The 14,104-nt window shown below is 39.0% G+C and carries 19 protein-coding genes and 1 tRNA gene; 9 read left to right on the top strand and 11 right to left on the bottom strand.

Going from position 1 to position 14,104, the window contains the following annotated elements:
- Window positions 1–6 precede the first annotated feature (6 nt).
- The 4 genes from ACZ5YP_RS03465 to ACZ5YP_RS03450 are packed head-to-tail and all read right to left on the bottom strand — an operon-like array spanning window position 7 to window position 3,174.
- Entirely contained in the window at window positions 7–1,068 is a 1,062-nt protein-coding gene (locus ACZ5YP_RS03465) for a thiamine pyrophosphate-dependent enzyme (protein WP_464835861.1), read from the bottom strand.
- Entirely contained in the window at window positions 1,068–2,333 is a 1,266-nt protein-coding gene (locus tag ACZ5YP_RS03460; protein WP_464835860.1) for a transketolase C-terminal domain-containing protein, read from the bottom strand. The genes ACZ5YP_RS03465 and ACZ5YP_RS03460 overlap by 1 nt, the downstream gene beginning before the upstream one ends.
- 2 nt (window positions 2,334–2,335) lie before the next feature.
- A complete protein-coding gene (locus ACZ5YP_RS03455; RefSeq protein ID WP_464835859.1) occupies window positions 2,336–2,614 on the bottom strand; it encodes a 4Fe-4S binding protein in 279 nt (92 codons plus the stop codon).
- Between the two features lie 5 nt (window positions 2,615–2,619).
- The gene (locus ACZ5YP_RS03450; RefSeq protein WP_464835858.1) at window positions 2,620–3,174 is read right to left on the bottom strand and encodes a 2-oxoacid:acceptor oxidoreductase family protein; all 555 of its coding nucleotides are present in this window, start codon (window positions 3,172–3,174) and stop codon (window positions 2,620–2,622) included.
- Between the two features lie 167 nt (window positions 3,175–3,341).
- Between ACZ5YP_RS03450 and ACZ5YP_RS03445 the strand changes: the two genes are divergently transcribed.
- From ACZ5YP_RS03445 to ACZ5YP_RS03430, 4 genes are read left to right on the top strand one after another with little or no spacing between them, the layout of a single operon-like run.
- The gene (locus tag ACZ5YP_RS03445) at window positions 3,342–3,596 is read left to right on the top strand and encodes a 4Fe-4S dicluster domain-containing protein (protein ID WP_464835857.1); all 255 of its coding nucleotides are present in this window, start codon (window positions 3,342–3,344) and stop codon (window positions 3,594–3,596) included.
- Complete coding sequence (locus ACZ5YP_RS03440; protein ID WP_464835856.1) at window positions 3,597–4,721, top strand: 2-oxoacid:acceptor oxidoreductase subunit alpha; 1,125 nt, start codon at window positions 3,597–3,599, stop codon at window positions 4,719–4,721.
- Complete coding sequence (locus ACZ5YP_RS03435) at window positions 4,712–5,539, top strand: thiamine pyrophosphate-dependent enzyme (RefSeq protein WP_464835855.1); 828 nt, start codon at window positions 4,712–4,714, stop codon at window positions 5,537–5,539. Before ACZ5YP_RS03440 ends, ACZ5YP_RS03435 begins: the two co-directional genes overlap by 10 nt.
- A complete protein-coding gene (locus ACZ5YP_RS03430) occupies window positions 5,536–6,069 on the top strand; it encodes a 2-oxoacid:acceptor oxidoreductase family protein (RefSeq protein WP_464835854.1) in 534 nt (177 codons plus the stop codon). Before ACZ5YP_RS03435 ends, ACZ5YP_RS03430 begins: the two co-directional genes overlap by 4 nt.
- Window positions 6,070–6,083: 14 nt before the next feature.
- Here the strand turns inward: ACZ5YP_RS03430 and ACZ5YP_RS03425 are convergent, their stop codons facing one another.
- The 3 genes from ACZ5YP_RS03425 to ACZ5YP_RS03415 all read right to left on the bottom strand — a co-directional run bounded on the left by ACZ5YP_RS03425 (window position 6,084) and on the right by ACZ5YP_RS03415 (window position 7,957).
- On the bottom strand, window positions 6,084–6,506 hold the full coding sequence (locus ACZ5YP_RS03425; RefSeq protein ID WP_464835853.1) for a PPC domain-containing DNA-binding protein: 423 nt from the start codon (window positions 6,504–6,506) through the stop codon (window positions 6,084–6,086).
- Between the two features lie 295 nt (window positions 6,507–6,801).
- A complete protein-coding gene (locus ACZ5YP_RS03420; RefSeq protein WP_464835852.1) occupies window positions 6,802–7,461 on the bottom strand; it encodes an MBL fold metallo-hydrolase in 660 nt (219 codons plus the stop codon).
- Window positions 7,462–7,570: 109 nt separating this feature from the next.
- Complete coding sequence (locus tag ACZ5YP_RS03415) at window positions 7,571–7,957, bottom strand: DUF6114 domain-containing protein (RefSeq protein ID WP_464835851.1); 387 nt, start codon at window positions 7,955–7,957, stop codon at window positions 7,571–7,573.
- Window positions 7,958–8,102: 145 nt separating this feature from the next.
- On the opposite strand from ACZ5YP_RS03415, the gene ACZ5YP_RS03410 reads away from it, so the two are divergent.
- Window positions 8,103–8,175: transfer RNA gene (locus ACZ5YP_RS03410), tRNA-Ala, on the top strand.
- Here ACZ5YP_RS03410 and ACZ5YP_RS03405 read toward each other — a convergent pair.
- The 3 genes from ACZ5YP_RS03405 to ACZ5YP_RS03395 are packed head-to-tail and all read right to left on the bottom strand — an operon-like array spanning window position 8,176 to window position 10,199.
- Window positions 8,176–8,688, bottom strand: a complete 513-nt coding sequence (locus tag ACZ5YP_RS03405) for a DUF2299 domain-containing protein (protein WP_464835850.1) — start codon at window positions 8,686–8,688, stop codon at window positions 8,176–8,178. It abuts the tRNA gene before it with no gap.
- Between the two features lie 54 nt (window positions 8,689–8,742).
- A complete protein-coding gene (locus ACZ5YP_RS03400; protein WP_464835849.1) occupies window positions 8,743–9,681 on the bottom strand; it encodes a triphosphoribosyl-dephospho-CoA synthase in 939 nt (312 codons plus the stop codon).
- A 23-nt stretch (window positions 9,682–9,704) separates the two neighbouring features.
- Window positions 9,705–10,199 (bottom strand): ferritin, encoded by a 495-nt coding sequence (locus ACZ5YP_RS03395; protein ID WP_464835848.1) that lies wholly within the window; start codon window positions 10,197–10,199, stop codon window positions 9,705–9,707.
- A gap of 68 nt (window positions 10,200–10,267) precedes the next feature.
- On the opposite strand from ACZ5YP_RS03395, the gene ACZ5YP_RS03390 reads away from it, so the two are divergent.
- A complete protein-coding gene (locus tag ACZ5YP_RS03390; protein ID WP_464835847.1) occupies window positions 10,268–11,374 on the top strand; it encodes an aminopeptidase in 1,107 nt (368 codons plus the stop codon).
- 5 nt (window positions 11,375–11,379) lie between these two features.
- On the opposite strand, the gene hxlB is transcribed toward ACZ5YP_RS03390, so the two are convergent.
- Entirely contained in the window at window positions 11,380–11,985 is a 606-nt protein-coding gene (hxlB, locus tag ACZ5YP_RS03385) for a 6-phospho-3-hexuloisomerase (RefSeq protein ID WP_464835846.1), read from the bottom strand.
- 177 nt (window positions 11,986–12,162) lie between these two features.
- Between hxlB and ACZ5YP_RS03380 the strand changes: the two genes are divergently transcribed.
- From ACZ5YP_RS03380 to ACZ5YP_RS03370, 3 genes are all read left to right on the top strand, one after another.
- On the top strand, window positions 12,163–13,053 hold the full coding sequence (locus ACZ5YP_RS03380; RefSeq protein WP_464835845.1) for an SPL family radical SAM protein: 891 nt from the start codon (window positions 12,163–12,165) through the stop codon (window positions 13,051–13,053).
- Window positions 13,054–13,083: 30 nt separating this feature from the next.
- Window positions 13,084–13,641 (top strand): ZPR1 zinc finger domain-containing protein, encoded by a 558-nt coding sequence (locus tag ACZ5YP_RS03375; RefSeq protein WP_464835844.1) that lies wholly within the window; start codon window positions 13,084–13,086, stop codon window positions 13,639–13,641.
- A gap of 284 nt (window positions 13,642–13,925) precedes the next feature.
- Complete coding sequence (locus tag ACZ5YP_RS03370; RefSeq protein WP_464835843.1) at window positions 13,926–14,093, top strand: hypothetical protein; 168 nt, start codon at window positions 13,926–13,928, stop codon at window positions 14,091–14,093.
- The last annotated feature ends 11 nt before the right edge of the window (window positions 14,094–14,104 follow it).

Genomic DNA, 14,104 nt, shown 5'->3' with positions numbered 1-14,104 from the left:
TTTCTACTACCGTGGCGCGTTTGAAGCCCTCTTTAACAGGTCTTCCCACATTGCATCTACGTATTCTTGTAGTTGTTTGAGTAGTTCTTTGTTTTCTGGTCTTAGTAGGTGTCTAAATCTACCTTGTACCTCTACGAATTTCTCAATGGGTTGTTTTAGTGATGGATTTCTAGCAATGACGAGGCTTCTGTCTGTGAGTACATATCCTGTTTCTGGTGTCCACTCCCATAGTGGGAAGTAGCAGGTGTCTACTGCTCTCCTCAAGATCTCTATTGATATGCTCTCTTCGTGTCTCCATCCTCTATCACAGCTACTTAATGCGTGTATAAATGCTGGCCCGTTGACTTCAATTCCCTTTCTTACCTTCTTCATAAAGTCCATCCAGTGGGCTGGTGTTGCAGTTGCAACATATGGTATTCTATGGGCAACCATTATCTCTGCTATTGGCTTCTTGCTTTCTCCCTTACCAGGTAGTACGCTTCCAACTGGTGATGTTGTTGTCCACGCGTACTTCGGGGTTCCACCAGACCTTTGTATACCAGTGTTCATGTATGCTTCGTTGTCGTATAGTATGTATAGTACGTCGTGGCCTCTCTCAGCCATACCGCTTAGTGCTTGGAATCCAATATCGTATGTTCCACCGTCACCAGCAAATACTACGACGTCTACGTGGTCGTATTTTAATCTACCAGTTTTCTTCATTGCTTTAATTCCTGCTTCTATTCCACCCGCTGTTGCAGCGGCGTTTTCGAATGCATTGTGGATCCATGGAACGGCCCAGCTTGTATATGGATAAATCGTTGTTGAAACCTCGAGACAGCCTGTGGCGTTGACTACTATCGTGGGCCCTCTAAAGGCGAAACTAGCTAGTTTAACGACTATTGGAGCTGCGCAACCAGCACACATTCTGTGTCCTGGGAGAAGGGCTGGTCTTCTCTGTTCTGCTAGTTGTCTTAGATTGAATATTAATGGTAGCTCTTTCTTTTCTCCTGGTTCGAATATCCAGATCTTGTATGGTGGTTCTCCTTTTTTAACTGGTATTTCAGGTAGAGTTTTAACTACGACCATTAAGCCCTCACCCCTATAAACCTAAATCTCTCTTCTTCTGGAACATATCCTCTTTCAAGGTCTTTGAGTAGCTGGTTGATCATTTCCTCAATCATGCTTGGAGATAGGTCTCTACCGCCAAGTCCATATACGTAGTCTATGAGTACTGGTCTATTCTTTTCATGGTATAGTGTAGCGGCTATGTCTAGGTATAATGCTCCGTATTGTCCTGGCCCTATTGCTTTATCCATTACGGCTACTAGCTTCGCGTCTTTTAGTAGTTCGCGGACGTCTTTGTGTGGGAATGGTCTAAACGACCTTATTCTCAATACTCCTATTTTTACTCCTTTTTCACGGTATTTCTTTACTACACTTCTAATGGTTCCTGTACTACTACCCATTGCTACTATAACAATATCAGCATCTTCAACCATGTATGGATCTACTAGTCCATTACCATATTTTCTACCAGTTAGTTGATACCATTCTTCGTTTACTTGTTTAATGACTTCAACGGCTTTCTCCATTGCTTTTAATTGTGGTATTTTCATTTCAAAGTAGTAGTCGTATAGTGCGAGATTACCCATGGATAGTGGTCTAGCTGGGTCTAGCGCGTAGTCTACTTCTTCATCGTAGTAGTCTACTTTGACTTTTGCGAGTTTTCTAGGTCCGCCGAGGAATTCGTATACTGCTTGGTCTGGTAGTACATGTATGTTTTCAAGTGTGTGGCTTAGGAAGAAGCCGTCTATGTGGACTGAGACTGGTAGTTGTACCTCTGGGTGTTCAGATATCTTAAATGCCTGTATAGTGGTGTCATAGGCTTCTTGGACGTTCTCGGCGAATAACATTACCCATCCAGCATCTCTCATTAAATAAGCATCTGCATGGTCGTTGTGAATATTGATTGGTGCTGAGAGAGCACGGTTTACAACTGCTAGTACCATTGGCAGTCTCAATCCACTTGCAATATATAGTATTTCAACCATTAATGCCAGTCCCTGAGCCGAGGTAGCAGTAAATGCTCTTGCACCGGCAGCTGCAGCACCTACACATGCACTCATAGCTGAGTGCTCTGATTCAACGGCTACGAATTCCGTGTGGACTTCTCCATTAGCTACAAACTCAGAAAACTTCTCGACAATTATTGTTTGAGGAGTAATTGGGTATGCAGCGACGACGTCTACATAGCTCTGTTTTACAGCGTATGCTATTGCTTCGTCTCCATTGACATTTAGCATAATTTGTTTTTCACGTGGATATTTGGGTATTAATTCAAGTCTACTCATTACTACTCACCCACTTCGGGAACCATGCTTATCGCTTTAACAGGACACTCATGTGCGCAAATACCACATCCTTTACAGTAGTCGTAGTTTACACTTACTTTTTCTCCATCCCATATAATCGACATGTCTGGACAGAACAACCAGCAAATTAAGCACTTTGTACACTTGTTTTGGTCTATTACTGGTCTAAGCGCTCTCCAATCACCAGTTTTAACATCTGTTGATAGTCTAAATGCTACTCCTCCAAGTGGTATTTCTCTCCATGATCTAAGAGTACTCATATCTCTTACACCTCGCGGGCTTCTTCTAGTGCTTTTTTAACTAATAATATGTTTTTCTCTGCTACTGGTTTACTAAATCTCTCGCTAATAGCTTTTTCTACGCTTTCTAGTTTAATCAATCCGATTTTTACAAGGCCGGCTAGCATAGCAGTATTTGTAATTTTTGATTTTAGAATTTCTAGTGCTAGCTTGGATGCAGGTATTAATACTACTTTGTAGTCTCCGCGTTTTATACCGAGTGCTTTAAATACTTGTTCTTCGTCTCCAGTGTAATTTGTAATTATTGTTCCACCTGGTTTTAGACCTGAGACAATGTTTGGTGATAGTAGTGTATAGTCTAATACTACTACTATATCTGGATTATAGATCATACTGTGTATTTCAATTGGTTCATCACTAATTCTCGTGAACGCGAGGATTGGTGCTCCAGACCTCTCGGGGCCGAATGCTGGAAAGCTCTGGACGTATTTTCCCTCATAAGATGCAGCTATAGCTGTTAGATTGCTGGCAGTCCACCCGCCTTGTCCTCCTCTACTATGCCATCTAATTTCAGTGATCAACTAGTTCACCCGTTAAACGAATATAGAGAACCTGGTTTAAATAAATGTTTTTCTAGGTACTACAGTATTATACGGTTTAGATTGTTTATTTACGTGTCTTTACTGTTTATAGAAGTATTTACTTTTTAAATCCAAGAAGTATTAATAAAAACATGGTGTTTACAGGTTTGACGCAACAGAGTGTTATTGGTTTAATCACTAGGTCTAGTAGTAAGTATCGTGTAAACATAATAGTAGATAGATGTAAAGAATGCGGTATATGTATATCTGTTTGTCCAACAAAGGTTTTAGAAAGGTCTAATATACTAAACAAGTATGGATACCACCCACCAGAACCAGTTAATATTGACAAGTGTATTGGTTGCAAGCTATGTGAATACAACTGCCCTGATTTCGCTGTATTTATTGAAAAGGTGGGATGAATGAGAAAAACATTTGCATCTGGTAATATAGCTATAGCTGAAGGTGCAATGACAGCTGGACTTAAATTCTACGCCGGCTATCCGATAACGCCGAGTTCTGAGATAATGGAGTATCTAGCTGAAAAACTACCCAGGAAAGGAGGAGTAGTAATACAAATGGAGGACGAAATAGGTTCAATAAACGCTATTATAGGTGCATCCTGGGCTGGCGTCAAGGCAATGACTGCAACCTCTGGCCCTGGATTCTCGTTAATGGCCGAGGCCCTTGGATTAGCAGTGATGTCAGAGACGCCTATAGTAGTAGTAGATGTAATGCGTGCAGGCCCCAGTACAGGTGTTCCAACAAAAACATCGCAATCAGATGTATTACAAGTTAGATGGGCCGCTCACGGAGACTATATTATACCTGTATATGCACCGTGGAGTGTGCAAGAAGCATATGATTTAACAGTAAAAGCATTTAATACAGCTGAATTATTAAGAACACCTGTAATACTGTTGAGCGATGCTGTAATTGCACACTTATGGGAGCCGTTGACAATCTATGAGAGAGGTGAAATAGAAGTTATTGATAGAAAAATCCCTGTTGAATCAAGTGGAACACCATATCCACCATACAAGCCAGACCCCGATCTAGTCCCGCCAATGCCCGTGTTTGGAAGAGGATTTAAAACAATCGTGGAATCACTTACACACGATGAGAAAGGCTTTTATGCACCAAGAGATGACGCTCAAAAAGCTCTTGTAAAACGCCTTGTTCTAAAAATACTAAAGAGAATAGACTATATATACGAGCAAGAAACAAGGTTTACTGAGGATGCAGAAGTACTACTTGTTTCATACGGCTCTACAGCTAGATCAGTATTAAACGTAGTTTTAGAATTGAGAAAACGCGGCATTAAAGCTGGATTTCTAAGATTAAAGACGCTATGGCCGCTCGACGAAGAGAGGATTAGAAAGAGTAGTAGTGCTAAAAAGATAATTGTTGTTGAAAACAACATTGGCAAAATATACATGGATATAGATAGAATATTCAAAGATAGAGAGGTATATCCTGCACCAGTTATAAGTCTCGATCTCCCCACTCCAAAAGATGTCTTAGAGGTGGTTGAACAATGGCTATAACCTATACACACCCCCTAGATAAACACTTGAGACTAGAGAGAATACCAACACTATACTGTCCTGGTTGCGGTCTTGGAATAGGTCTCGGGGCAATGCTCCGCGCCCTCGATAAGAGGATATCAGAGGGCGTAATAGATCCACGTAAAGTATTCTGGGTCGGCGGTATAGGTTGCACAGCGAGAATGGTCTTCTATGTAAACTATGATGCAGCACATGTAATACATGGTAGATCAATACCATTCGCTATTGGAGCCGTACTAGCAAACCCAGAGTTAAAGGCCATCGTTGTAGGTGGAGATGGAGATATTGCTGGAATAGGTGGAAACCACCTCGTCCACGCGGCGAGGAGAAATATAGATATGATTGTAGTGATGTTTACAAACTTCGTGTATGCTATGACTGGTGGACAAGTAGCACCTACAACACCACGAAAAGTAAAAACAACAACTACACCATATGGAAACCCAGAATACCCAATGAACGCTGTTAAACTCGTTGGTTCACTAAATGCCAACTATGTGGCAAGAGCAAGTGTTACCACTCCACACTACATCGAGCAATTCTTCTATAAAGCACTCGGTATGAGTGGATTTAGATTTATAGAAGTTGTATCAACATGTCCAGAAGTCTATGGTAGACACATTGGTCTAAGAGACCCAGTAGAAATGTACAATGAATTAAAGAAAAGAGTAAAATACAAACACAAACCAAGCCTCGAAGAAGCAGAAATAGACTGGGAGAAAGGCATTGTAATAGGTGAATTCATAGAGAGAAATAATCCATCCTTCATAGAAATCCTAAGAGGTGGACAGGCTTGAAGTATGAAATACTAGTAGTTGGTAGAGGAGGGCAGGGAGTACTACTACTAGGGAGACTACTAGGACTAGCAACTAGTAAATACGCTGGATTATACTCTATCGTTACAGAGAGCTACGCTGCAGAAACACGCGGTGGAGAAAGCAGATCTGATATAATAATAGCTTCATCAATGGAGGAAGTACCATACGTCAAAGTATTAAACCCTGATATAGCTGTATTTATGTTTCCATATAAAATAGAGTACTATAAATCCCTACTCCGAGAACACACAATTGTAGTAATAGACGAAGAATACATATCACCCAACACCTTCCAAGGCTACAAGCTAATAACACATAGATTTAGCGAGATAGCCGAGAAAACACTTGGTACTCGTAGAGTAGCAAACATATTAATTCTGGGTAGAATACTAAGAGAAATAAATGCATTAAACATAGAACAAGTCAAAAAAGCACTAGAAGACATAATACCACAAAACTGGCTACAATTAAACTTCAAAGCACTAGAAGAAGGATATAAACTCCCATAAACAACATTATTTGTTTACTCCATATTTAAACCTGGTTTCCAAAGCCACAATCCTCCTTCTCTTTTCCTAACAAGCTCGGGTCCTTCGAGTTCTATTATAACTACTTCTGCTACAAATACTCTGCCCTCTATTAAATGGCCTGAAACAGTCGAGCCATCTCTTTTACCTATAGCTACATGTATATGTGCGAATGGTTCACCCTCGCGTAGACTTATATTGCCTAGAGCACTGATTAATTCAACGTCTTCATTGACTTCGAATACTTCATATCTCTGAGCGATTCGATCATAATATCCTAGTTTGCAGTTTTTAAGAGATCCGATCGCTAAAACAACTCCAGCTTTAATACCTTTAGTTTTAGCAAACTTGTTTACATATGCTAGGAGTTCTTCGTCTTCTGGAATTCTAAATACGTGGACAAACCCTATTCTATACAATTTACTCAACCCATTTCTTGATTTTCCACGTCATATACTTAAATCTTTCACATTAGCTATCAATGATTAAAACCCAGTCTACTAGGAGATTAATACATGGTGATGAATGCACGTCAGGTTGATTTGATGAAAGGCCTCCCACCGGGCTGATCCTGTAACAAGATATAACCTCCACTGAGAAACAACGTATTGACGAGTTCTTGATAGAGATGTTTCAGTGGGTAACCGCTATTTCATCGAATACCTCAAACTCCCCGAAGAATTCATCATCAATGTGTATTCCTTGAAAACCAGTTTAATATTTATTGTGATTAGTATTGTGTGCTTCAATTAGTTTCTTTAAATAATAGTTTTCTACGAGTTCTCTTTTGAGACTTGATTCTTCGCCGTGGCCTGGAAGTATAATATAGTCCCCTGGTAACAAGGCTATTTTTCTAAGTGAGAAAGCTAGTTGTCTACTAGACCCGCCCGGTAGATCCGTTCTACCCACGGTTCCCTTAAACAACGTGTCACCTGTAAATAAGAAGTTGCCTACTAGTATACATACACTACCTGGACTATGTCCAGGAGTATGAATAATTTTTACTTTTACATCTCCAAAATATAGTTCGCTATCACTACCAAGTAGTACTAGATTTCGTGGCTTTACAAATACATCTCTATACAGGTATTCCCCGTATATAGCAGAGTATTCGAAAATCTCCAAGTCATCTCTATGTAGATAGACATCTACACCGAGTTTCTCCGAGATTTTACCAGCATAGAATACATGGTCGAAGTGTCCATGTGTTAAAACAATGAATTCTATTGTATCGATGTTTAATTCATTTATTAACTCGTAGATTTTAAACGGTTCAACACCAGCGTCTACAATAAATCCCCTACCTCTAGCATTATAGACAATATAGGAGTTAGAGTATAGTGGTCCACCAGTAATCTTTATATAATTCAACATGTTTAACCATCCTTTCCCATGCTCTAGTTTATTATACAGTAGAGACTATATTCAATTAGTTTTAGAGAAAAGTAGAGTAAGAGTTAAATAATAAAAACACTGTGTTTCCTTATGTTGGAGCTGGTTGTTCAACTTGTGTTTTCCCTGGTTTCCAAGTAAGACCTAGTATTCCATCAATTAGTGATAATAGAAAACCTATAAAGAATCCTCCACCCACTACGAATAAACTGAGAACACCGAAGATCAAACCTATAATTGATTCATTCTTGACTTTACCAGGATCTCCACTATTAACCATTAAAGCGCCAATTACTACTAGAATACCAAAAATCAATCCAAGAAATCCCACACCAATTACTAATCCACTAGCCGAAGTAGCGGCTGGTAACTCCATTCCAGCTATAACACCACCGAGGGCAATGACGAAAATGCCGCCAATTATAATGAAGATACCGCCAATTAATAGTAATATAAATGCTGCAGTTGGTTTTTCCATTATATCATCCTTGATAAAAATAATGTGGGAAAAACATATAATTTACCTCCTACAGCAGAAATTATTGTCAACGAGAATTGAATATACTTTGAGAAGTATTGGCTACAATAGATTTAAACCCAGATTGAATTTATTCCATAGTGGTGGGCCGGTAGCTCAGCTGGAAGAGCGCCGCCCTCGCACGGCGGAGGTCCCGGGTTCGAATCCCGGCCGGTCCACTACATAAATGCTCTTGATTCTTTTTCTTTTGCACTAGGTGGTAGTACTGGATGCCACTCGTTAAATCCAGATACAATCGCGAAATATGTATTTAGAAATCTTGTAAGTAGTCTCATAAAGAATGGTTTTCCATTTTTCTCTATTTCTTCTGTGTATACTTCTGCATTAATAGCTATTGCAACCGGGTTTACCATGTCTGGTTGGATAGCTATTTTACAATCGTGGCATACAAGAAGGCTTTTTGAGAGTATTGAGTGCATTACTCGTAGTCTCTCTGTGGGTTCTAGTTTATCTAGTGCTGACTTGTGTTCTGGCGAGATAGCTATTCCCATTGCTAGTATAATTCTATCTCTTTTGTCAAGCGGCATAACAACAGTAAATTTTAGTCCAGGGGCGCCTGGAGTTGTAACTCCAATACCCCATGCAATCCTGGCTTCTGGTGGTGCTTCTAGTTTGGCTACTAGAAATGATTCCTCAATGAGCCACTTTGTAACTAAGTCGGTAATATCCATTCTAACACCTAGTCACTACTATTATTAATATTAATATTAGTTAATAACTTGAATCTACTTGAAGATAGTATTCCACTTGTTTCTAATTAAAAACAATCCCAGTACTTCTACAACTAAGTCTGCTATAGATCCAGGATTAATACCCCGCGAGTAAAACTCTCTATCTAGTTCATTAACAATCATTACCCAGTCCGAGCCAGCATTTACTACCGTATTGTGAACTACTCTGGCTTTATCTTGTATTTCACGTGCAGTTTTCTCACCGTGTTTCAATAGTACTATAGTATCAATGTTTCTACTGAGGAGGTAAAGATATGTTTCTACAATAGCTCTATTTAAATCACCATGTGTGTTCAATCTCTCTCTTAGATAAACCTCGCCTCTAAATCCCTCTTCAAAGCCGTTTATGGCTTCTCGTGCAACCACGTCGAATTTTGCACTGTACTTTAATACGTCGATCAATCTATGATTTCTCTCAATAATCTTCTTTTTATACCTTGAATCCCAGATGTTTACAAATCCATTTGTTTTATCACTTGGTTTTAAATAGCTTGGAGCGGCTTTTCTAACTGCTTTGTAGTAGTATATAGTATCGTATACACTTGTTTCTTCTAGTGATTCTCTAGCAGTTCTCCCTAGTTCATTGAAATTTCTTATTTCACAGCGGATCATTCTACCTAGTGAAACACTCATTAAACTCAATAGTAGTGATGAGCCGAGACAAGTATTGGAATAACCTTCTTTTAATACATCGCTGAGTAATCCATATACGAGGTCTCCAATTACTATTCTTCTATGTCCTCTAAACCCTCTTCTAATTCCTTTCTCGAAGTATTTCAATGAATATATTCCTGTTGCTAGAAACGCTTCGTATTTGAGTTCTGGATTGTCTCTCAATCTATGTACATTTCCTGGTTTTGGATAGCTAGATACTTCTAGTAGAAGAGCCAGGGATAACTGTTCTGCAAGGGTTTTTAAAATATTTCTATTCATGTAGAGCAATTACCTTGATACAACTACTTTCTCTCTGCTAGTACTCTATCTAGTGCTAGTAGAGCAGCTATATTGCTTTTTACTAATTCAACTTTTGTTCTCAAATCTATTGCTTGTTCTTCTTCTTCAACTTGCTCGTTGATAAACCACTGGAGGAATGCTTCAGTTGCTTTATCACCGTGTTTTCTAGCGAGGTCTACGAGACTCCATATTCTCTGAGTGTTTTCTCTTTCCGCTTCATAGAAGTCTTTAACTGCTTCTTCAACACTACTCCAATTCTTCTTTACTGGTGTAACCTCGTATAGTTCTACACGCCAACCCCTTCTAGTAATATATTCATAGAATTTCAGCGCGTGTTCTAATTCCTCTTTGGCTTGGAGCATAAAGTAGTGTGCAAATCCATTGAGTGCTAATCCCTGGAAGTATGCAGCCATTGCAAAGTATAAATAGGCGTTTTTAAGCTCTTGGTTTAATTGCTTGTTTAAGGCTTCAATTATTTCCTCGTTCAAGAAGACCACCTAGTTAATCTATATTCAACCAGTGTTATTTAAACACATATCACTCTATATTTTTCATGGTGTGTAAATTGCGTGATCCAAGAATAGCAAATCTAGCTAGACTTGTCGTAGATTACTGTGTAAGTATTAAGGAGGGGGAAGAAGTCAGTATAAACGGCTCAGTAGAATCCATTCCATTCATACGGGAACTAGTAAAGGAAATTGTTCAGCGTGGAGGATATCCAATAATACAGATAACAGATGAATCAATAATAGAAGCATTCTATAAATATGCACCTGAAAACGTATTGAGGCACATTAGCCCAATAGAGAGGGAAATGACTCAGAAAATAAATGCAACTATTAGAATACTTGCTCCAACACACACTAAACCACTTGTAGGTGTAGACCCTGAGAAATTGAGAATTAGGAGTATGGCTACTAGAGAGCTCTCAGAAATATTCCTTAAGAGGAGCGCGGTGGGAGAATTAAAATGGGTTGTAGTAGCATATCCAACTCGAGCACTAGCACAAGAAGCCGGGATGAGCATTGAAGAATACGAGGAGTTTGTATTTAAAGCAACAATGGCTGATTTAGAAGACCCTATTACAGCATGGCGTGAAGTAGGTAGAAGACAAGAGAAAATAGCTGAATTACTCAATAAAGTAAAGGAACTGAGGTTCCAGGGGCCGGGTATAGACTTGTACATGCGTGTTGATGGTAGAAAGTGGATTAATGATGATGGTAGAAACAACATGCCTGGTGGAGAAGTCTTTTCAGCACCAATAGAAGACAGCGTGGAGGGATACGTGGAATTCGACTATCCAGCAATTTGGCGTGGTGTTGAAGTAGAAGGAATAAAACTAGTATTTAGAAATGGCAGTGTAGTTGAAGCAAGAGCTACTAGAAACGAAGAATTCCTTAGAAAAATGCTCAGTGTAGACGAGGGGGCAAAGAGGCTTGGCGAGATTGCATTTGGTTTGAACTACAATATAACGAGAATTACAAGAGAGATATTATTCGATGAGAAAATAGGTGGTACAATACACATGGCGCTTGGTTCTGCATACCCCGAGACCGGTGGGAGAAATATCTCTGGTATACACTGGGACCTCATTAAAGACATGAAAAAAGGAAGGGTTTATGCAGACGGCGATTTAATATATGAAAACGGTAGGTTTATTATTGAGTTCTAAACAATCTACTCTACATTAGCGTGTTTTTCTTTCATATCTTCTTCTGTTATTCCAAGTTTATTCATTAATTCAACTACTACTCCATCAAGAAATATCAATGTAGTAATCTCGAATAGTGTTCCCAGTGGTGCTAGTGGTTCGTGTATACCTCTCATCTGCCTCAATAGATAGTCTTCTTCTATAGCTAGTTTTGTTCTACCAGGTATTCTAACAATGACATCGGCTACTTTTCCCAACGGGCTATCTGGATATGTCGTTATAGCTATAACTTTAGCTCCAATAGATTTCGCTGTCTCTGCAACAGCAACAACTGTTTTTGTACGTCCCGAACCAGATACTGCTATTAATATATCGTCTTTTCTCACTGGTGGAGTAATTGTTTCTCCAATAACGTATACGTCGAAATCCATGTGTAGTAGTCTCATTGCAAATGCTTTGACAACGAGGCCGCTTCTACCCGCACCCACGACAAATATTTTCTTACCATCTCTACGGGCTTTTAACAACAAGTCTATCATTGCTTCCTTCTCTTCATCACTAATTAACTCTATTGCTTTTGTTACAAAATCAACTATTTGAATAATTGCGTCTTTAGCTAGACCTGAAACCATTTATTTCCCTAACTACGCTAATGTATTTGATAATTTAAATAATTGATTTATTAGCGAGCAATACAATTATTAATTTAGCCCCGCTCCCTCACACCTCCATGAGATCCCATGCTGGGAGATGAAGATGAGGGAGGGCGGTCGGGCGGGGTACAATTCTAGAATCAATGGGCGGTGGTATTGAGTCAGAATCTCACTGTAATACGCTTATTTGACCCATGGAAGTCACCACTCTGTACGTGTCCTAGAAAATATAGCCTCCACCCCTATACTGGTTGTAGTCATCAATGCATATACTGCTACGCCACCTCCTATATAGGTTTGAAGAATAGTATCCCCAAAGACGGGTTTATTCGGAGACTACAAAGAGATATTTCAATAATACCACGCGGCTCTATTGTCGAATTGAGTACGAGTAGCGATCCATTTCCACCAATAGAAGAAAAACAATTATTGACGCGTAGAGCAATTGAAATACTAGCACGTCATGGTTTTAGAATACTAATAACTACGAAATCGCATATTGTTGTAAGAGATGTTGACATCCTTGTTAATTCCCAGTCAGCAGTAATGATTACAATTACTACTCTAAGAGAAGATGTGGCCAGGTTAATAGAGCCGGGGGCTCCAAGCCCCAAAATGAGAGTAGAAGCTATTCGAAAACTAGTAGATCAGGGAGTACCTGTTGGAGTCCGCGTAGACCCGGTTATACCATATGTAAATGATGATCCAAACGAGTTGACAGAAATAGTAGAAGTAGTTGCTAGTGCGGGAGCAAAACACATTGTTACATCTACATACAAGGCTAAATGGGATAGTTTAAAACGATTTAGAGAACTCCTCGGAGAAACAGGGTTGAAAATAAATAATCTATACCGGGAAAAAGGTGTTTGGATACACGGATACCTCTACCTACCAGTAGACTATAGAAAACAATTACTCAAACCAGTTATAGACACAGCGAGAAAATATGGTTTAACACATGCAACATGTAGAGAGGGATTAATAGAATACAATAGAGCACAAAGCTGTGATGGCAGTCATTTAACAATACTAAAACAATTAAAATAATAATATACACTGAGTAAAAGAGGTGATTACATGAATAACGAACACCGGGAAAACCTAGTAGAACTAGCTGAATACGAGGGAAAATGCCCTATTTGCCAGGGAAAACTAGTAATTAAAGACTACAAATATACAGCTCCACTTGTAGGAGACCTTTTAATCTCAGTATCTAAATGTGAAAACTGCGGGTTTAAACACACAGATGTATTTCTACTTTCAACCAATGAACCGAGAAAAGTAGTTTACAGAGTGGAAGAACCAGGAGATGATAGAGCACTACTAGTAAAGAGCTCTACTTGTAAAATAGAAGTTCCAGAACTGGGAGTTACGATAGAACCAGGCATATACTCTCAAGGATATATAACTACAGTAGAGGGAATAATACTCGACGTTATATCAATAACAGAAAGCCTATGTAGTAGTGGCGACGCACCACTAGATAAATGCAACGAAGTACTAGATAAATTGAGAAAAGCACATAGAAATGAACTACCATATACAGTAATACTATACGACTATCTAGGAGTATGCGATATCATAAACGACAAGAAAAAACCGGTTTACGAACCACTAGAATTGAATCAAGAGTAGTACTCTTCATTATACAAAACCAGAACAATTGTATTATTCCGAATAAGTGAACAGTTATATAGCCAATTACAAAATAAAATTCAAAACAACAAAAACTCACATACGTTATTACTATCTCCACACATGAAGTAAAAATTTATACATGGTCATAAACATTTTATAATCTCAAACATTATAAAATAATTTGTTATATCAAACTGTGTGCGTTTTACACTTGTTAACAAAAAATAAAGTTTTTAAGCTCACACAGATAAATGTTATTATTGAAAATAGGGGTGTAGAATATGCCAGAGAAACTAAAATTCTTCGACCTAAAAGCAAAGAAGTATTTCGAGACTGACCAATACGAGGTAGTAGTAAAAGAGACAAAGAGGGGCAAGATAAAGATCGCCTTTGCTGTCAGCCCATACACTGGCAAGAAATTCGCTAGAATACTAGGCCCAGCAAAGTAAACGCGTTGAGT

This window comes from Sulfophobococcus zilligii, from assembly GCF_055398255.1.
Note: the sequence above shows the minus strand (reverse complement) of the source record. Positions and strands in the feature narration are given on the sequence as shown.